Source organism: Buttiauxella sp., assembly GCF_035271705.1.
GTDB lineage: Bacteria > Pseudomonadota > Gammaproteobacteria > Enterobacterales > Enterobacteriaceae > Buttiauxella.
This window is the reverse complement of record NZ_DATERI010000217.1, coordinates 1-18,530: the sequence shown is the minus strand read 5'-3', so window position 1 is coordinate 18,530 and position 18,530 is coordinate 1. Positions and strand designations below refer to the sequence as shown.

Annotated in this window: 17 protein-coding genes and 1 pseudogene; 15 read left to right on the top strand and 3 right to left on the bottom strand. The window is 53.6% G+C overall.

Going from position 1 to position 18,530, the window contains the following annotated elements:
* Positions 1-5: 5 nt before the first annotated feature.
* Positions 6-2,036, bottom strand: a complete 2,031-nt coding sequence (gene paaZ, locus VJY99_RS19405; protein ID WP_324121410.1) for a phenylacetic acid degradation bifunctional protein PaaZ — start codon at positions 2,034-2,036, stop codon at positions 6-8.
* Between the two features lie 286 nt (positions 2,037-2,322).
* Here paaZ and paaA point away from each other — a divergent pair, with 286 nt between their 5' ends.
* From paaA to paaY, 13 genes are all read left to right on the top strand, one after another.
* A complete protein-coding gene (gene paaA, locus VJY99_RS19400; protein WP_324121409.1) occupies positions 2,323-3,252 on the top strand; it encodes a 1,2-phenylacetyl-CoA epoxidase subunit PaaA in 930 nt (309 codons plus the stop codon).
* Between the two features lie 11 nt (positions 3,253-3,263).
* Positions 3,264-3,551, top strand: coding sequence for a 1,2-phenylacetyl-CoA epoxidase subunit PaaB (paaB, locus tag VJY99_RS19395; RefSeq protein ID WP_324121407.1), 288 nt, complete (start codon positions 3,264-3,266; stop codon positions 3,549-3,551).
* Between the two features lie 8 nt (positions 3,552-3,559).
* Positions 3,560-4,315, top strand: coding sequence for a 1,2-phenylacetyl-CoA epoxidase subunit PaaC (paaC, locus tag VJY99_RS19390; protein ID WP_324121405.1), 756 nt, complete (start codon positions 3,560-3,562; stop codon positions 4,313-4,315).
* Between the two features lie 10 nt (positions 4,316-4,325).
* A complete protein-coding gene (paaD, locus tag VJY99_RS19385; protein ID WP_324121403.1) occupies positions 4,326-4,826 on the top strand; it encodes a 1,2-phenylacetyl-CoA epoxidase subunit PaaD in 501 nt (166 codons plus the stop codon).
* A 7-nt stretch (positions 4,827-4,833) separates the two neighbouring features.
* Positions 4,834-5,901, top strand: coding sequence for a 1,2-phenylacetyl-CoA epoxidase subunit PaaE (gene paaE, locus VJY99_RS19380; RefSeq protein ID WP_324121401.1), 1,068 nt, complete (start codon positions 4,834-4,836; stop codon positions 5,899-5,901).
* Complete coding sequence (paaF, locus tag VJY99_RS19375; protein WP_324121399.1) at positions 5,901-6,668, top strand: 2,3-dehydroadipyl-CoA hydratase PaaF; 768 nt, start codon at positions 5,901-5,903, stop codon at positions 6,666-6,668. The genes paaE and paaF overlap by 1 nt, the downstream gene beginning before the upstream one ends.
* A gap of 2 nt (positions 6,669-6,670) precedes the next feature.
* Complete coding sequence (gene paaG / locus VJY99_RS19370; RefSeq protein ID WP_324121397.1) at positions 6,671-7,456, top strand: 2-(1,2-epoxy-1,2-dihydrophenyl)acetyl-CoA isomerase PaaG; 786 nt, start codon at positions 6,671-6,673, stop codon at positions 7,454-7,456.
* Entirely contained in the window at positions 7,456-8,940 is a 1,485-nt protein-coding gene (gene paaH, locus VJY99_RS19365) for a 3-hydroxyacyl-CoA dehydrogenase PaaH (RefSeq protein ID WP_324121395.1), read from the top strand. The genes paaG and paaH overlap by 1 nt, the downstream gene beginning before the upstream one ends.
* The gene (paaI, locus tag VJY99_RS19360) at positions 8,930-9,355 is read left to right on the top strand and encodes a hydroxyphenylacetyl-CoA thioesterase PaaI (RefSeq protein ID WP_324121393.1); all 426 of its coding nucleotides are present in this window, start codon (positions 8,930-8,932) and stop codon (positions 9,353-9,355) included. The genes paaH and paaI overlap by 11 nt, the downstream gene beginning before the upstream one ends.
* Positions 9,352-10,560, top strand: coding sequence for a 3-oxoadipyl-CoA thiolase (pcaF, locus tag VJY99_RS19355; protein ID WP_324121391.1), 1,209 nt, complete (start codon positions 9,352-9,354; stop codon positions 10,558-10,560). The genes paaI and pcaF overlap by 4 nt, the downstream gene beginning before the upstream one ends.
* A gap of 22 nt (positions 10,561-10,582) precedes the next feature.
* Positions 10,583-11,899: a phenylacetate--CoA ligase PaaK gene (paaK, locus tag VJY99_RS19350; protein WP_414641629.1), complete on the top strand. Its 1,317-nt coding sequence runs from the start codon at positions 10,583-10,585 to the stop codon at positions 11,897-11,899.
* Between the two features lie 191 nt (positions 11,900-12,090).
* Complete coding sequence (gene paaX, locus VJY99_RS19345) at positions 12,091-13,023, top strand: phenylacetic acid degradation operon negative regulatory protein PaaX (protein ID WP_324121389.1); 933 nt, start codon at positions 12,091-12,093, stop codon at positions 13,021-13,023.
* Positions 13,024-13,032: 9 nt separating this feature from the next.
* Positions 13,033-13,629: a phenylacetic acid degradation protein PaaY gene (paaY, locus tag VJY99_RS19340; RefSeq protein ID WP_324121387.1), complete on the top strand. Its 597-nt coding sequence runs from the start codon at positions 13,033-13,035 to the stop codon at positions 13,627-13,629.
* A gap of 49 nt (positions 13,630-13,678) precedes the next feature.
* On the opposite strand, the gene feaR is transcribed toward paaY, so the two are convergent.
* Positions 13,679-14,587, bottom strand: a complete 909-nt coding sequence (feaR, locus tag VJY99_RS19335; protein ID WP_324121384.1) for a transcriptional regulator FeaR — start codon at positions 14,585-14,587, stop codon at positions 13,679-13,681.
* A gap of 257 nt (positions 14,588-14,844) precedes the next feature.
* Here feaR and VJY99_RS19330 point away from each other — a divergent pair, with 257 nt between their 5' ends.
* Positions 14,845-16,344 carry an aldehyde dehydrogenase family protein gene (locus VJY99_RS19330; RefSeq protein ID WP_324121382.1) on the top strand — a complete coding sequence of 500 codons (1,500 nt, stop codon included), beginning with the start codon at positions 14,845-14,847 and terminating at the stop codon, positions 16,342-16,344.
* Between the two features lie 502 nt (positions 16,345-16,846).
* Here the strand turns inward: VJY99_RS19330 and VJY99_RS19325 are convergent.
* Complete coding sequence (locus tag VJY99_RS19325) at positions 16,847-18,229, bottom strand: glycoside hydrolase family 10 protein (RefSeq protein ID WP_324121381.1); 1,383 nt, start codon at positions 18,227-18,229, stop codon at positions 16,847-16,849.
* 219 nt (positions 18,230-18,448) lie between these two features.
* Between VJY99_RS19325 and VJY99_RS19320 the strand changes: the two are divergent.
* Positions 18,449-18,530: pseudogene (locus VJY99_RS19320) on the top strand (IS3 family transposase); the annotation flags it as partial.

The following is an 18,530-nucleotide window of genomic DNA, read 5'->3' as shown; positions in this document are numbered from 1 at the left end:
AATGCTTAATTCCTGCGCGCAACCAGCGTCAAAATGGAATATAACGCCACAGACTGGTTGTCCTGATTTAGGACTTCTACCGCCCATTCCACGACGCCGACTGGCTTATCTTCTGCGGTTTTCTGTGGCTTGGCCGTTTTGCGTTTACAGGTCAGGCGCACTTGCAGGGTATCGCCGATTTTCACCGGTTCGATAAAACGCAAGTTTTCCATGCCGTAGTTGGCGATAACAGGCCCCACACCTGGGTCAACAAACAGCCCCGCTGCGGCAGAAACCACAAAGTAGCCGTGTGCCACGCGCTCACCAAAGAACGATTCTGCCGCCCCGATTTTATCGACGTGGGCATAGAAATGGTCGCCACTGAGGTTGGCAAAATTCACAATATCGGCTTCGGTAATGGTGCGCCGTGCCGTCAGCAGACTTTCGCCAATCTGTAACTCCTCGAAGTGCTTACGGAAAGGGTGAACGGCATCCTCTTTCACAGCCGCCCCGTAGCTCCACTGTTTACTCACCGCCGCAAGCATTGATGGGCTACCCTGAATCGCCGTACGTTGCATGTAATGTTTCACCGCACGCAAGCCACCGAGTTCTTCGCCACCCCCAGCACGCCCTGGGCCGCCGTGTACCAGCATTGGTAATGGCGAACCGTGGCCGGTAGATTCCACCGATGATTCTTGATTCAGCACCTGAATACGTCCATGCGCCCGCGCAGCACCCAAAATAAACTGGCGCGCAATATCGCCATTAGCTGTCACCAGCGTCCCCGCAAGGCTCCCCTGGCCGGCACGCGCCAGCGCCATTGCGTGTTCCGCATTTTGATAAGGCATTACGGTGGCAACGGGGCCGAAAGCTTCCAGTTCGTGAACCGCAGGGGTTTCATCCGGTTGTTGGCACAGCAACAGCGTCGGTGGGAAAAATGCCCCAGCGCGAGTGGTATCGGCCTGGCCGCCAACCACCACTTTGCAACCAGCGTTAATCAACTGCTGCACTTTGCTTTGGACATCATCACGCTGTTCAATGCTGACCAAAGCGCCCATCTTCACGCCTTCCTGAGCGGGGTCGCCGGGCTGGATTTTGGTAAGTTTTGCCTGCAATGCTTGTGTGACGCTTTCCAGTTGCGCCTGTGGAACCATGATGCGGCGAATAGCGGTACATTTTTGCCCAGCTTTTGCCGTCATTTCGCGCACCACTTCACGGATAAACAGTGCAAATTCAGGCTGTTCTGGGGTGATATCTTCCCCCAGTACACAACAGTTCAAGGAATCGGCTTCCATGGTGAAGGGTATTGAACGGGCAATAATATTAGAGTGACAACGTAACTTTTGACCGGTACTGGCAGAACCGGTAAATGTCACCACATCCTGCTCGTCGAGCAAATCAAACAGGTTAGCCACGCCGCCGCAAATCAGGCTGATGGCACCATCCGGCACCAGCCCTGAATCAACAATCGATTTCACCATTGCGTGCGTTAACTGGGCGCTCGCGGTACCAGGTTTGATCATGGCAGGCATACCGGCAAGCCACGTCGGAGCCAGTTTTTCCAGCATTCCCCAGCACGGGAAGTTAAACGCATTGATGTGTAACGCCATGCCGGACTTAGACGTCAGCACATGGCGGGCGGCAAATCCACCTTGTTTCGACAGCGGGATCATTTCGTCTTCTGGCCACAACACGTCATCCGGCAATTCGCGGTTCCCCATGCCCGCATAAGCGAACAGGGTGCCGATACCCCCTTCAATATCCACCCAGCTATCTGCTCGCGTTGCACCTGTCTGATATGAAATGGCGTAAAACGATTCTTTATTGGCCAACAGATGTTTCGCTACCGCTTTGATCATGGCGGCGCGTTGCACAAAGGTCATCTCGCGTAATGCAGTACCACCGTTGTCGATGGCGTAACGGCGGGCGTGCGCCATATCCAACCCTTCACTCGTCACCTGATACAGTGCTTCGCCGCTAATTGCATGATTTATCGTGCGTTCTTTGCCGTGTCCCATCACCCAAAAACCTGACAGATAACTTGTTAACTGTTGCATTTCGCACTCCACTAAGAATTACGTTTAATTGCATCAATGGTTGATTTGTGAATCATAAAAATCAAGATGTAATTTAATAATATATTAACAATGTGATTTGGCGTGTTTTTCGGTATTTTTTCATGCATATGAATAATAAGTAATAATTGATATTTATCGTGATAATGCTCACAAAGTATGTGTGATAATTTTGGTGTTTTAGTTAACTTGTCTGTAACTTTTAATCATCAAGTGATTCGCAAAACCGTAATTATCGAATCTTTTTTGAATCATAAAAGGTGATGACGTGACTGAACAACACCGCTTTGATGAGCGAATCGCACAGGAAATTGCGATTGAAGCGCAGGATTGGATGCCGGACGAATACCGCAAAACGCTGATCCGCCAGATTGGGCAACACGCCCATTCCGAGATTGTGGGCATGCTGCCGGAAGGTAACTGGCTGACCCGCGCACCGAGTCTGAAGCGCAAAGCCATTTTGTTAGCCAAGGTGCAAGACGAAGCTGGACACGGGCTTTATCTGTATAGCGCCGCGGAAACACTCGGCTGCGCACGAGAAGACATCTACCAGAAGATGCTCGACGGCAAGATGAAATACTCCTCCATCTTCAATTACCCCACGCTCAACTGGGCGGATATTGGCGTGATCGGCTGGTTGGTCGATGGCGCGGCGATTGTTAATCAGGTCGCTCTGTGCCGTACCTCTTACGGCCCGTATGCCCGTGCGATGGTGAAAATCTGCAAAGAAGAGAGCTTCCACCAGCGCCAGGGTTTTGAAGCCTGCAACGTGCTGGCTCAGGGTAGCGAAGAGCAACGCCAGATGTTGCAAGACGCCATCAACCGTTTCTGGTGGCCTGCGTTGATGATGTTTGGCCCGAACGATGACAACTCACCGAATAGCGCCCAGAGCCTGGCCTGGAAAATCAAACGTTTTGGTAATGACGAGCTGCGCCAGCGCTTTGTGGATAACACCGTGCCGCAAGTTGAAATGCTTGGCATGACGGTACCGGACGACGGTCTGCACTGGAACGACACCACCGGGCATTACGAATTCAGCGAAATTGACTGGCACGAATTTAATGAAGTGATCGCAGGACGCGGGCTGTGCAACGAAGAGCGGCTGGCCGCCAAACGCAAAGCCTGGGAAGAGGGCACTTGGGTACGAGAAGCCGCCCTGGCTTACGCCGAAAAACAACACGCCCGCAACGTCGCGTAAAGGAGAATGTTATGAGCAAAGTTCACTGGCCGTTATACGAAGTGTTTATCCGCAGCAAACAGGGTTTGTCCCATCGTCACGTCGGCAGCTTGCACGCCGCTGATGAACAAATGGCGCTGGAAAACGCTCGGGATGCCTACACCCGCCGCAGTGAAGGCTGCTCAATCTGGGTGGTGAAAGCGAGCGAAATCGTTGCTTCCCAGCCTGAAGAACGCGGTGCCTTTTTTGATCCGGCGGAAACAAAAATTTATCGCCACCCGACGTTCTACACCATCCCTGATGGCATCGAGCACATGTGAGGCGCGAAATGACTTATTCCCCATTAACCACCTACACCTTGCGTATCGGCGACACCTGCCTGGTGCTGGCACAGCGCTTAACGGCGTGGTGTGGACACGCGCCGGAGCTGGAGATTGACCTGGCGCTGGCCAATATCGGCCTGGATTTACTCGGCCAGGCGCGCAATTTCCTCACCTATGCCGCCGAACTTCAGGGCGAAGAGTTTGATGAAGACAAACTGGCATTTGGCCGCGACGAACGTCAGTACCGCAATGTGTTACTGGCAGAGCAACCGAACGGCGATTTTGCCGACACCTTGATGCGCCAGTATCTGCTGGATGCCTGGCATGTGGTGCTGTTTGAGCGCCTGGCTGCCAGCCGCGATGCACAGCTTGCCGCCATTGCCGCGAAAGCCATCAAAGAAGTGCGTTATCACTTGCGATTCAGCCGTGGTTGGTTGGTTCGCTTAGGCAACGGTACCGAATTATCCCAGCAAAAAATGCAGCACTCGCTGAACAAACTGTGGCGTTTTAGCGGTGAAATGTTTGAAGCCGACGAGCTGGAAATCAGCCTCGCAGAACTTGGCATCGCGGTGGACCCACGCACGCTGCGTGCGGCCTGGGAAGCAGAAGTATTCGGTGGTCTGCTTGAGGCAACGCTGGTTAAACCGCAGGAAGCGCAATATCGCACGGGCGGTAAACAGGGGCTGCACACCGAACATCTCGGACCGCTGCTGGCAGAAATGCAGTATCTGCAACGCGCGTACCCCAATCAGCAATGGTAGTGAGGTAAAGATGCAAACTCTCGATGTGGTTGAACCGGCGCAAACTCGCGAAGTATGGCGCATTCTCGGGCAAATCAGCGACCCTGAAATCCCGGTGCTGACCATCACCGATCTCGGTATGGTGCGCAGCGTTCACCATCGGGCTGACGGCTGGCACATTGGTTTCACGCCAACCTATTCGGGCTGCCCGGCCACCGAGTTTCTGCTCAAGGCGATTAATGAAGCGATGGAGAAAGCGGACCTTCATCCGGTGCACATTGAACAGATGCTGCACCCGGCGTGGACTACCGACTGGATGACGCCTGCGGCCAAAACACGTTTGCGTGAATACGGCATCAGCCCGCCACAAGGGCACGCTTGCCACGCTACATCAGCCGCGGTAGACGTGAGTTGCCCGCGCTGCGGCAGTGTGCATACCTCGCTGATTAGTGAATTCGGATCGACGGCCTGCAAAGCGTTATATCGCTGCGATAGCTGCCGTGAACCCTTTGATTACTTTAAATGTATTTGAGGTTGCCATGACAACGTTTCATTCGCTAACGGTGGCGCGCATTGAGCAGGAAACTCCTGAAGCGGTTGCCATCACTTTTGCAGTACCTCCAGATTTGCAGGCACATTACGCTTTCAAACCCGGCCAGCATTTGACCCTGAAAACGCGACTGGGTGGCGAAGAGTTACGCCGCTGCTACTCCATTTGCCGCGTCGAACAGCCAGGTGAGATTTGTGTGGCGGTGAAAGCCATCGACGGCGGGCGCTTTTCCCAGTACGCGCTGACCGACTTAGTGGCAGGAACGGCGATGGACGTGATGATCCCGCAGGGGATATTTGGTTACCAGCCGCAACCGGCTACCACAGGCAACTATTTGGCCCTGGCGGTCGGTTCTGGCATCACGCCAATGCTCGCTATTGTTAGCGCCACACTGGCCACTGAGGCGAACAGCCGCGTGACGCTGGTTTATGGTAACCGTAGCAGCCGCAGCATGATGTTCCGCCAGGCGCTGGCAGACCTGAAAGACCGCTACACGCAGCGTTTGCAGCTTATCTATCTGTTTAGCCAGGAAGTGCAGGAAAGCGAACTGCTCAGTGGGCGACTCGACGGCGCGAAAGTCAAAGCGCTGGGTGACCATCTGCTGGATGTAAAAGGCTTTGATCGGACCTTTATTTGTGGCCCACAGAACATGATGCAGGAAACCGAGGCCGCGCTGCTTGCAATGGGCGTCGCAAAAGAAGCCATTTTCATCGAACACTTCAACACACCTGGCACGGCACCGAGCCGCGAGCGCCGGGAGCAGGCCGCCGGAAAAGTGGTGACCCTGCGCCTGGACGGGCGTGAGCGCAAAATTACCCTCGACTCCCACGACGAAAGCATTCTCGACGCGGCATTGCGCCAGGGCGCGGATCTGCCCTACGCCTGTAAAGGCGGCGTGTGCGCCACTTGTCGCTGCAAAGTGGTGAGTGGTGAAGTGGAAATGGGCGTCAATTACAGCCTCGAGCCAGATCAACTGGCGGCGGGTTACATCTTAAGTTGCCAGTCACTGCCCAAAGGCAATGACGTGGTAATCGACTTTGACGCACAGGGGCTTTGATGAACGAACTGATAAGTTGCCAAAAAAATCGCGTGTTGACGCTGACGTTAAATCGCCCGGAGGCGCGCAACGCCCTGAACAATGCGCTACTAGAGCAACTTGCGCAGGCGCTTGAGCAAGCCCAAAACGATGACAGCATTGGCGCGGTGGTGGTCACCGGTAACTCACGGTTTTTCGCCGCCGGAGCTGACCTCAAAGAGATGGCCAGCCGCGATATGCCCGCGACCTTAAACGACCCGCGCCCGCAGCTTTGGGCACGTATCGAACGTTTCCCTAAACCGTTGCTGGCCGCCGTAAACGGTTATGCACTGGGTGCCGGCTGCGAGCTGGCAATGCTTTGCGACATCGTGTTGGCCGGGGATAACGCCAGTTTCGGGCTACCGGAAATCACCCTGGGCATCATGCCGGGGGCTGGCGGCACACAACGACTGATTCGTAGCGTCGGTAAAGCACTGGCCTACCGCATGGTATTGACTGGCGAGACGATTAACGCCGGACAAGCGCAGCAGGCTGGGCTGGTTGCTGAAGTCTGCCCGGCGGCGCTGACGCTGGAGTACACCCAAAAACTGGCCGCTCGCATCGCACAACATGCGCCGTTGGCATTGCAGGCGGCAAAAACCGCGCTGCGCCAGGCGCACGAGGTTTCTCTTACTCAGGGCTTACAGCAAGAGCGCCAGCTTTTTACGCTGCTGGCGGCAACCGAAGACAGGCAGGAAGGCATCGCCGCATTCCTCGAAAAACGACCCGCTGCGTTTAAAGGACGATAACCATGAATTTCATTCTTAGCGATGTGCAAAACGGCGTAATGACGCTGACGCTTAATCGCCCTGAACGCCTGAACAGCTTTAACGATGAAATGCACCGCCAGCTGGCTGAGGTTCTTACGCAGGCCGAGCGTGACGACACCATTCGCTGCCTGCTGATTACCGGTGCCGGGCGAGCATTTTGTGCCGGACAGGACTTAAACGACCGTAACGTCGACCCCACCGCTGCAGCACCCGATTTAGGCGCATCAGTAGAAAACTTCTATAACCCGCTGGTTAAACGGCTGGCAAAACTGCCAAAACCGGTGATTGCCGCGGTTAACGGCGTTGCCGCAGGCGCAGGTGCCACGCTGGCATTGGGATGCGACATGGTTATCGCCGCGCGTTCTGCCCATTTTATTATGTCTTTCAGCAAGCTAGGTTTGGTTCCTGATTGTGGCGGTACCTGGTTCCTGCCGCGCCTGGCTGGACGGGCTCGTGCCATGGGTCTTGCGCTCATGGGCGATAAACTCAGTGCGGAGCAGGCGCAACAATGGGGCATTATCTGGCAAGTGGTTGATGACGAATCATTAAGCGACACCGCCCAACAGCTCGCCACGCATTTTGCCAGCCAACCGACGTTTGGCCTCGGTTTGGTGAAGAAAGCGCTGTATGCCTCGGAAACGAACACCCTCGATACGCAACTGGATCTGGAGCGTGATTACCAGCGTCTGGCAGGGCGCAGCGACGATTATCGCGAAGGGGTGTCGGCATTTCTGGCAAAACGCCCTCCGGTGTTTAAGGGGAAATGATGATGCTGACTCCACATTCAGTTATCGCCGTGATTGGCAGCGGAACCATGGGCGCAGGTATTGCTCAGGTTGCCGCTCAAGCGGGGCACCCGGTCAGAATTTATGACATCCAGCCAGGCGCTGCGGCGCGTGCCATTGATGGTATCGCTACGGCACTGAGCGCTCGGGTTACGAAGGGCAAGCTTTCTGAAACCGACAAAAATGCCACCGTTAACCGTTTAGTGGCGGCACAGAGTGTTAATGAACTGGCGGATGCGGCACTGGTGATTGAAGCCGCCGCCGAACAAATTGATATCAAACAGGCGATTTTTCGCGAACTCGCCACGGTTTGTTCGCCCGATACGATTTTCGCCAGTAACACCTCGTCAATTTCCATTACCGCGATTGCCAGCGGCGTAGAACATCCACAGCGCGTTGCGGGGCTGCATTTCTTTAATCCGGCTCCGGTGATGAAACTGGTGGAAGTGGTGAGTGGGCTGGAGACCGCGCCCGCGGTGCTCGAAAGCCTGACTGGGCTTGCGTTACGCTGGGGGAAACAACCTGTGCGTTGCCACTCCACACCAGGATTTATTGTCAACCGCGTCGCCCGTCCTTTTTATGCTGAAGCGTGGCGTGCACTGGAAGAACACGTTGCACCGGCAGGCGTGATTGATGCGGCACTGCGCGACTGTGGCGGCTTCCCAATGGGGCCGCTTGCGCTGACGGATTTGATTGGCCAGGACGTTAACTTTGCCGTCACCTGTTCGGTGTTTAACGGCTTCTGGCAGGAGCGACGTTTTTTACCGTCGCTGATTCAACAAGAACTGGTACTTGGCAAACGTCTGGGCAAGAAAACCGGGCAGGGTGTCTATAGCTGGCCGCTCAACGAATCCTTACCCTATATGCCACTGCAACCTGCCAGTGCTGGCGCCGAGCATATCCAACCCCATGGTCGCGCAGCATGGCTGAAGAATACTGATTCAAGTGACGGTGTCACCGATTCATTCCTCGAACTCGATGACGTTTGGGTGCAAGTCACGCAAGGTGAAACGGCGACTCAACTGGCAAAACGACTGCAACGGCCAGTGGTATTGCTGGATTTGGTCAACGATTGGCAGCGCTCACCGTTAGTGGTACTGGCGCAAGCCGCAGGTAACACCGCAGAACAAACCGGCAAAGCGATTCGTTTCTTCCAGCAGCAGGGCAAACAGGTGCTGATGATTAACGATTACCCTGGCATGTTGGTCTGGCGCACGGTGGCGATGTTGGCCAATGAAGCGTCAGACGCGCTGCAAAAAGGGGTGGCAAGCGAACAGGACATTGATACCGCCATGCGCCTGGGGGTGAATTACCCGCATGGCCCGCTGGCGTGGGGGGCGGAACTCGGCTGGCAGCACGTGCTGCGCCTGATGGAAAACTTGCAACAACATTACGGCGAGGAGCGCTATCGCCCGACATCACTGCTGCGTCAACGCACACTTCTGGAGACTCAACATGAGCATTAATGCATGGGCCCACGCCCGGGAAATGTACGCCCGCGACAACTGTGCGCAGCAGATGGGTATTGAACTCCAGGAGATGGGTGAAGGCTTTGCGCGCCTGACGATGACCGTTACTGAAGCCATGCTCAATGGCTACCAGACCTGCCACGGCGGGCAACTGTTTACGCTCGCTGACACCGCATTTGCCTACGCCTGCAACAGCCAGGGGCTGGCGGCTGTGGCATCCGGTTGCAGCATCGATTTTGTCCGTCCTGGCCTTGTTGGCGACACGCTAACCGCAGTGGCACAGGTGCGCACTCAGGGGCGGCTAACGGGCGTGTATGACATTGAAATTATTAATCAAGACGAGAAAACGATAGCGCTGTTTCGTGGGCGTTCGCACCGTATAGGCACAACTGTTTCCGGAGCCAAACTATGAATGACGCATTTATCTGTGACGGTGTAAGAACGCCCATTGGCCGTTACGGTGGCGCACTTTCTTCCGTGCGTGCCGACGATCTGGCGGCCATTCCACTCAAAGAACTGATGGCGCGTTACCCGAATCTGGACTGGAACGCGGTAGACGATGTGCTGCTGGGCTGTGCAAATCAGGCGGGGGAAGATAACCGTAACGTGGCGCGGATGGCGACGCTGTTAGCCGGTCTGCCGCAAACGATTTCTGGCACCACCATTAACCGCCTTTGTGGTTCGGGTCTTGACGCTTTAGGTATGGCGGCACGGGCCATTAAAGCCGGTGACGCCGCGTTAATGATTGCCGGTGGCGTGGAGTCAATGTCTCGGGCGCCGTTCGTGATGGGCAAGGCAACCACACCTTTCCAGCGTCAGGCAGACATGTTTGATACCACAATCGGCTGGCGTTTTGTGAACCCGCTCATGGCTGAACACTTTGGAACTGACAGCATGCCCGAAACGGCAGAAAATGTAGCTGAGTTGTTAAGCATTAGCCGTGAAGATCAAGATGCTTTCGCGTGGCGTAGCCAGCAACGCGCAGAGCAGGCGCGTCAAAATGGCATCCTGGCGCAGGAAATCGTACCGGTAGTGCTGAAGGGTAAAAAAGGGTCGGTGATGGAAGTTCGCGAAGATGAGCATCCTCGCCCTGAAACAACCTATCAACAACTTAATGGACTGAAAGCGCCGTTCCGCAAAAACGGGGTGATCACCGCAGGTAATGCTTCTGGGGTGAACGATGGTGCCGCAGCACTGATTATTGCCAGCGAAGCGGCTAGCCGTCGCCACGGTTTAACACCAAGAACCCGCATTGTGGCAATGGCAACCGCGGGTGTTGAACCCCGTCTGATGGGACTCGGGCCAGTCCCTGCCACCCGCAAGGTGTTGGAGCTGGCTGGGCTGTCTATCAACGATATGGATGTTATCGAACTCAATGAAGCCTTTGCCGCGCAGGCGCTGGGAGTGTTACGACAATTGGGGCTGCCTGACGATGCCCCACATGTTAATCCCAACGGTGGTGCGATTGCGTTAGGTCATCCATTGGGCATGAGTGGAGCCCGACTGGCGCTAGCCGCCAGCCACGAACTGCATCGCCGCAATGGACGTTTCGCCCTTTGTACGATGTGTATCGGTGTTGGCCAGGGCATTGCCCTGATCCTTGAGCGTGTGAGTTAATCAACCCTGCGAGTACCCTATAATGATAAACACAACAACAAAGCTGGAACCGATTGAAACCGCGTCAATTGATGAGCTGCAGGCGTTACAAACGCAGCGTATGAAATGGACGCTTAACCACGCCTACAACAACGTACCGATGTATAAACGCAAATTCGATGCGGTAGGTGTACATCCTAATGATTTCAAAGAGCTGAATGATATTCGCCTCTTTCCCTGCACCACAAAACAGGATTTGCGCGATAACTATCCGTTTGACACCTTTGCGGTGCCGATGGAACAAGTCGTACGTATCCATGCGTCATCTGGCACCACCGGTAAGCCAACGGTGGTGGGTTATACGCAAAAAGACATTGATACCTGGGCCGATATTGTTGCTCGTTCGCTACGTGCTGCGGGCACTACGCCAAAAGACAAAGTGCATGTGGCTTATGGTTACGGTTTATTTACCGGCGGCCTGGGTGCGCATTATGGGGCAGAGCGCCTCGGGGCGACGGTTATCCCAATGTCTGGCGGGCAAACGGAGAAACAGGCTCAGCTGATTCGTGATTTCCGCCCGGATGTGATTATGGTGACGCCATCCTGGTGCCTGAATCTGATTGAAGAGCTGGAACGCCAGATGGGCGGGGATGCGCGGGATTGCTCGCTGCGTGTTGGGGTGTTTGGTGCCGAACCGTGGACTCACGCCATGCGCCGCGAAATCGAACGTCGTTTGGGGATAACCGCCCTGGATATTTACGGTCTGTCAGAAGTGATGGGCCCAGGGGTGGCGATGGAGTGCCTGGAAACGACCGACGGCCCGACCATTTGGGAAGATCACTTCTATCCAGAAATCGTCAACCCCATTAGCGGCACGCCGCTGGAAGATGGCGAGCAGGGCGAATTGCTGTTCACTACGCTGACCAAAGAAGCGCTGCCGGTGATTCGTTACCGTACACGTGACCTGACTCGTTTGCTGCCAGGCACTGCGCGTACCATGCGCCGCATGGACCGCATCACCGGACGTTCAGACGACATGATGATCATCCGTGGCGTGAATGTGTTCCCGTCACAGCTCGAAGAAGAGATTGTGAAGTTCGAACACCTTGCGCCGCATTATCAGCTGGAAGTGCATCGCGATGGCCATCTCGACACGCTTTCCGTCAAGGTGGAGCTCAAAGAGAGCAGTTTGCATCTCAGCCAGGAACAACGTTGTTCTGTGTGCCATGAGTTGCGTCACCGCATCAAGTCCATGGTCGGCATTTCGACAGATATCAGCATTGTGAACTGCGGCAGCCTGCCACGTTCGGAAGGAAAAGCGATTCGCGTTTGCGACTTGCGCCAGGCTGCGAATCATTAAAAGACCGTGTGCTTATCCGCCCTACGAATGCAAATTTGTAGGTCGGATAAGCGTAGCGTCGTTGGAAATGTATTCCATAAAAAATCATAGATACAAAAATGTGAATCACATGGGTAATGATATGATTTTTATTATCTTTGCTGTGCTATGTTTGAGGTATTGACGGTTTTAAACGGAATTTTTGTCTGACGATGAGCAACAAACTGGAACAGTTTATTCAGCAGGCGGTCAGCGCCGTTCCCATTAGCGGAACATCGCTGATTGTCTCGTTGTATGGTGATGCGCTGGCGCATCGCGGTGGAGAAATCTGGCTGGGTAGTCTGGCGACAATGCTGGAGTCACTCGGTTTCGGCGAGCGTTTCGTGCGCACCTCGTTATTCCGACTCAACAAAGAGGGCTGGCTTGATGTGGAGCGCGTCGGGCGGCGCAGTTTTTATCGCCTGACCGAGATGGGCCAACGCATGACTCGCCGTGCTGAAGCGAAAATCTATCGTGCCGGCCAACCCGAATGGGATGGCAAGTGGCTGTTGTTACTTTCTGAAGGGCTTGAGAAAAACACCCTGCAACAGGTCAAGAAACAGCTTATCTGGCAGGGGTTTGGCACGCTTGCGCCAAGCCTGATGGCATCGCCGTCGCAAAATCTTGCTGATGTACAAAACTTGCTGCATGAAGCTGGTGTTGCGGATAACGTCATCTGTTTTGAAGCCAGTTCACCGCTTCAGACTTCGGAAACTGCGCTCAAAGCGCGAGTCGAAGAGTGCTGGTTGCTCACGGATAAAAATGAACGCTACGGTGAGTTTATTCATTCGTTTCGCCCGTTACTGCCATTGTTACGTGAAGCGGACGAAAGCGAACTGACGCCGCAGCGCTGTTTCCAGATCCAACTTTTGCTTATCCATTTCTACCGTCGCGTGGTGCTAAAAGACCCACTACTGCCGGATGAATTGCTGCCGCCACACTGGCAGGGGCAAAGTGCGCGCCAACTGTGTATCAACATTTATCAACGTGTGGCACCCGGCGCACTGCTGTTTGTTAGCGAGCATGGAGAAACCTCAGTGGGCGACTTACCGCTGCCAGGAAGCGGTTATTTCCAGCGCTTTGGTGGAATCAACCTGAGTCCGTAAAGGAAAATTATGCCTGTATATCAAATCGATGGGCTAACGCCCGTGGTACCGGAAGACAGTTATGTGCATCCCACTGCCGTATTGATTGGTGATGTGATTATCGGCCATCGGGTGTATATCGGGCCAAATGCCAGCTTGCGCGGCGACTTTGGGTGCATCATCGTCAAAGATGGTGCCAACGTGCAGGATAATTGTGTGATGCACGGTTTCCCGGAGCAGGACACGATTGTTGAAGAGGATGGGCACATCGGTCACGGCGCCATTCTGCACGGTTGTTTGATTGGCAAAAATGCGTTGATTGGCATGAATGCGGTGATCCTTGATGGCGCGAAAATTGGCGAAAACAGTATTGTTGGCGCTACAGCGTTTGTGAAAGCGAGAGCTGAGTTTGGCGCCAATCAAATGATCCTCGGCAGCCCGGCTAAATTCGTGCGTGAGTTACGTGCGGATGAACTGGAGTGGAAAAAGCAGGGGACGCGGGAATATCAGGAACTGGTTATTCGTTGCCAACAAACGCTGCATCCGGTTGAACCGTTGCGTGAAGTTGAAGCCAATCGCCACGAAAAAACCATGGGCAGCGCCCACCGACCAAAATCCTCGAAGTGAACCCTCAGCAGGGAAACGTGCATTTTCATACGTTTCCCTCGCTAATCAATCATTGCCAGCGTTTACGGTATTCCCCAGGGGATACGCCAAAACGTAACTTAAACGCGGTCGAAAAATGGCTGTGATCAGTGAATCCCCAGTTATAGCCAATTCCTGCCAGTTTCTCGGTGACGCTTGCGGTGCGCAGGGCTTGTGCGCATAAGTCCAGACGGCGGTTTTTAATGTATTGCGCCACGACCAGGCCTTTATCGGCGAACATGCGGTACAGACTGCGTACTGACATACCCGCTTCACTGGCAATCCATTCCGGGCGCAGATCTTCCGACTGAATATTGTTATCAATAAGGCCCATCACGCGCTCAAGTTGCTTATCACGGCGGGAGTGCTGGGCATCACGCATCTGCAACACCGGGCGTAGCAGGCAAATAATGGCTTCCATTGCGGCTTCGCTTTCGCAAACATTTAGGGTGGGGTTTTTCATGCTTTCATGCAGCAGGCGCTGACTCATTTTCACCACCGGCATCTCGGCACCCAGCCGTTGCGCACAAGGGAGTTCACCGGAACGCCGGTTTTGCTCAATTAAATGGCGCGGGACCAGCAGGGAAATTTGTTTCGTGGGCTGGGTATAAGTAATGCTACACGGGCGGGAGGCGTCGATAAGGGTGATATCACCGCCGTGCAAGACGGCTTGATGAGTGCCTTGTTCCAGTACTGACTCACCATCAAGTTGAAACACAGTATAAAACCAGGCGTCATTGCTGCGGGCGACTTCATGTTGGGAGCGGAACAGGCGTGAATGGGACGTCTCAACCACGCTCAGTTTCATGGCATTGGCGTGATACTCCAGCAACGTGCCGTGAAATCCTCCGTCCAAAAGTTGCCCAGAGAAAGGGCCGCAGGCGCGGTTGATACTATCGAGCCAATTATCAAAACGCTCGTGATTTGCCGATTCATCCATTGTTCACCTCACCAATTGCACCGAGGGTGCCATGTGTTAATTCATTGTTACAGCTTGCGCGATACGGGGGAAGTTCTTCGCGTCTGGTATATGAATTCACTATAGATAAATTGGGCAACAAAGCGGCAAACAACATCAGCAATTGTGTGGGATGTCACAGGGAACAAAGCAATTGTCAGGCACAGAAAAACCTTTTGCGTCGCCACGGCCTAGACTTCAAACAAGGCCGCTGGCCATTACGATAATAAGGAGAAACTATGTCTGCTAATACTGTTGCTGTGCTCGAGTCGGTTCAATCTTTTCTGAAACGGAATCATGGGCTGTATATTGACGGAAACTGGCAGTCTTCGGGGTCGCCAGCTCGCCTGAGTGTTTATAACCCAGCGGACGGGCAACAAATCGCGACCAGTGCCGATGCCAATGAAGCCGATGTCGATAAAGCTGTCACCTCGGCCTGGCGTGCGTTCACCAGTGGCGTGTGGGCCAATATGTTGCCTGCCGCCCGTGAGCGTATCTTGCTCAAATTTGCCGACCTGGTTGAGCAAAATGCTGAAGAACTGGCGCAGCTTGAAACGCTTGAGCAGGGTAAATCAATCAATATTTCCCGCGCTTTTGAAGTGGGCTGTGCGCTTAACTGGATGCGCTACACCGCAGGGCTGACCACCAAAATAAGCGGCCGCACCTTAGATGTGTCGATTCCGATGCCTGAAGGCGCTCGTTATCAGGCCTGGACCAGAAAAGAACCGGTTGGCGTGGTCGCGGGTATCGTGCCGTGGAATTTCCCGTTACTTATTGGGATGTGGAAAGTGATGCCAGCGTTGGCCGCCGGTTGTTCGATTGTGGTGAAACCGTCGGAAACCACACCGCTGACCCTGCTGCGGGTTGCGGAACTCGCCAGCGAAGCCGGTGTGCCCGACGGCGTGTTTAACGTGGTCACGGGGAGCGGTGCAGTCTGCGGGCGAGCACTTTCACAACATCCCCTGGTAGCAAAAGTGAGTTTCACCGGTTCAACTGCCACGGGCAAAGGCATTGCACGCGCGGCGGCGGATCGTTTAACCCACGTCACTTTGGAACTGGGGGGTAAAAACCCGGCCATCGTGCTTAAAGACGCCGATCCGGCGATGGTTATTCAAGGGTTGATGGCCGGGAGCTTCTTGAATCAGGGGCAAGTTTGTGCGGCCAGTTCACGCATCTACATTGAATCCCCTTTGTTTGACACCCTGGTGAGTGGGTTTGAACAAGCGGTGAAATCGCTGTCCGTCGGTGCAGGCATGGATATGACCACGCACATAAACCCGCTGGTTTCTAAAGCACATCAGCAAAAAGTCGCCAGTTATCTGGACGACGCGAAGCAAAATCATGCGGAGATTATCAGCGGGAATGTGGCGCCAAAAGGCGAGGGTTACTACGTTACGCCAACACTTGTGGTGAACCCCGCAGCGGAATTGCGCCTGAATCATGAAGAAGTGTTTGGCCCGGTGGTGAATCTGGTTCGGGTTAATGATGCGGAAGAAGCACTGCATCTGGCCAATGATACCGAATATGGTTTAACGGCCAGCCTGTGGACCAACAATTTGCAGGCGGCAATGAGTTATTCATCGCGTATTCAGGCGGGTACGGTTTGGGTGAACAGCCATACGCTTATTGATGCCAATATGCCCTTTGGTGGCATGAAACAGTCCGGTTCTGGCAGAGATTTTGGTCCGGACTGGTTGGATGCTTACACGGAATTAAAATCAATTTGTGTACGCTATTAATCTTATCCCCGTCATACTTCAAGTTGCAGGTACGTTGACTGCACCCCGTGCGCCCCAGTCACATAGTTATCTATGCTCCTGGGGACTTACGGCTTAGTCGCCTTCCTGCAACTTGAATTATTTTGGCTCTATAATCCTAATAAAGAAAAACCCCGGAATATTCCGGGGTTTTTCTTTATTAGCGATGGTGGCGATGATGATGCGATCCGTGATGATGGCCACCATCTCTGTAAATACAACCAGACAAGCTCATGACAATAACTATACTACTGATAATCAATGCAAATTTTTTCATGAATCACTACCGATTTTCACTATGAAGATTAAGAGTGATTATCGGTTGATATCATTCCTGAACAACCAGAATAAACTCAATTTTCCGGTCTTCACATTTTCCTCAATATTGCTCACTTCTTATGCTTAATAGCCATTGACTATTAAGCATGCCCGGATGGGTGATATCGCTTTTAGCCGGGCAATGTTATTTCGGCTGCGTGAATATTCATTGAGTAACCGTATTGCCCCACCGGCTTTTAAGGTAACTGACGGCTTCCTGCGTTTGCGGTTGGTTAAGGTAGTCTTCTCTGAACAAAATTGTGCCGTTAATTTGTGGCAATGATTCATTCAAATCGATCTGTTTTTTCAGCTCCGGCACTCCGCCATTTTTCACCCAGTCTGGTTCGATTTTTGAACGTTCACCGACCTTGTACAGCGCAACACCAATATAGAGGCGGGTGTTGGTCGGTTTCACCACATCTGACCACCATTTTGCCAGCACGTCGTAACGAGCGGCATCACGGGCGAACGGCCAATACAACTGCGGGGCGATATAATCCAACAGACCTTGTTGCACCCACTGGCGGGTGTCAGCAAAAGATTCATCGTATGCCGCAGCCCCTCGCGTATCGGAACCATTTGGATCAAACGAACGATTGCGCCACACACCGGCAGGGCTGACGCCGAATTCAACGCCAGGTTTCAACTGCTTGATAGTACGAGAAACCTGTTCGATTAATTGCTGAGTATTGTGGCGTCGCCAGTCAGCTTTTGAGTTAAATCCCTGACCGTATTGTTTAAAGGTTTGGTTGTCGTTAAGCGCAGAACCGGCGGTCTCGGTGTAGAAGTAATCATCAAACTGTACGCCATCAATATCATATCCTTTGACGACTTCAGCCACGATGTTGGTTATCCAATCACGCGCTTGCGGAATACCTGGGTCGAGCACGAAGCGATCACCCGCAGTACGGACCCAATCCCGGTGCAAGACATACACACTCGCTGGCTCCTGCGACAATGTACGGTTCAGCTTGGCAACGGTGGTCGATGTCGTGTTGGTGGAGACACGGTAGGGGTTAAACCAGGCGTGGACTTTAATGCCACGTTTATGCGATTCGTCGAGCATAAATTGCAGCGGGTCATAGCCCGGGTTCTCACCAATATTTCCTGTAAAGACATCTGACCACGGCAAAATTTTTGATGACCAAAGTGCGGTGCTATCGGGTTTAACCTGGAAGAAAACCGTGTTAATGCCCAGGCCTTTCAGCTTGTCCAGTTTATCGGTCAGCGCTTTTTGTTGCAGGCGTACGCGAAGGTCAGCGTTACTGATATCTGCCGATGACACAGGTGGCCAATCCAGACGCGAAACAGTTGCAAGCCAGATACCCCGCATCGGTTCACGACTTTGCGCAGATTTTCCCTGAGCAGGTTTCGTCACGGATGGTAAAGGAGTCACCAGCGATTTCGGTGGTTTGGATGAGCAACTGGTGAGTAACAAAACAGCGGCAACAAGGGTGCCTAACGTTTTCGCTTGAGTGACAAGGGGAATGCTACGAGGACTGCTGATGATAGACTCCAGTTGTTCGGATAGTCGCGCCAGAAGAAGCATTCTCTTATTATTCGACGTTAAGTCAATCAGTGTGACTCACAAATGGTGTGGTATCTCGCCGGGGTTAAATGAGTCATGGCCCAGCCCCCAGAATTTACAGGCGGTGATGCCGGTGCGGTCAATGGCGATTTCAATGTCCGGCAAGGGTAACGAGGTATGGGTCACATTGTCGGTAATACCGAGGGTAAAACCGTCTTTCGGCAGCGGTTGTTTTAGACTGTCGAATACTGCAACAATTACTACAACAACGAAAGAATAAGCCTGAAATTAAAAGGCCTGAGTCCGGTAGAATACCGAACCC

Coding starts and splice junctions, on each gene's coding strand:
- paaZ (WP_324121410.1), bottom strand. CDS start 2,036: ATGCAACAGTTAACAAGTTATCTGTCAGGTTTTTGGGTGATGGGACAC.
- paaB (WP_324121407.1), top strand. CDS start 3,264: ATGAGCAAAGTTCACTGGCCGTTATACGAAGTGTTTATCCGCAGCAAA.
- paaC (WP_324121405.1), top strand. CDS start 3,560: ATGACTTATTCCCCATTAACCACCTACACCTTGCGTATCGGCGACACC.
- paaD (WP_324121403.1), top strand. CDS start 4,326: ATGCAAACTCTCGATGTGGTTGAACCGGCGCAAACTCGCGAAGTATGG.
- paaE (WP_324121401.1), top strand. CDS start 4,834: ATGACAACGTTTCATTCGCTAACGGTGGCGCGCATTGAGCAGGAAACT.
- paaF (WP_324121399.1), top strand. CDS start 5,901: ATGAACGAACTGATAAGTTGCCAAAAAAATCGCGTGTTGACGCTGACG.
- paaG (WP_324121397.1), top strand. CDS start 6,671: ATGAATTTCATTCTTAGCGATGTGCAAAACGGCGTAATGACGCTGACG.
- paaH (WP_324121395.1), top strand. CDS start 7,456: ATGATGCTGACTCCACATTCAGTTATCGCCGTGATTGGCAGCGGAACC.
- paaI (WP_324121393.1), top strand. CDS start 8,930: ATGAGCATTAATGCATGGGCCCACGCCCGGGAAATGTACGCCCGCGAC.
- pcaF (WP_324121391.1), top strand. CDS start 9,352: ATGAATGACGCATTTATCTGTGACGGTGTAAGAACGCCCATTGGCCGT.
- paaK (WP_414641629.1), top strand. CDS start 10,583: ATGATAAACACAACAACAAAGCTGGAACCGATTGAAACCGCGTCAATT.
- paaX (WP_324121389.1), top strand. CDS start 12,091: ATGAGCAACAAACTGGAACAGTTTATTCAGCAGGCGGTCAGCGCCGTT.
- paaY (WP_324121387.1), top strand. CDS start 13,033: ATGCCTGTATATCAAATCGATGGGCTAACGCCCGTGGTACCGGAAGAC.
- feaR (WP_324121384.1), bottom strand. CDS start 14,587: ATGGATGAATCGGCAAATCACGAGCGTTTTGATAATTGGCTCGATAGT.
- VJY99_RS19330 (WP_324121382.1), top strand. CDS start 14,845: ATGTCTGCTAATACTGTTGCTGTGCTCGAGTCGGTTCAATCTTTTCTG.
- VJY99_RS19325 (WP_324121381.1), bottom strand. CDS start 18,229: ATGCTTCTTCTGGCGCGACTATCCGAACAACTGGAGTCTATCATCAGC.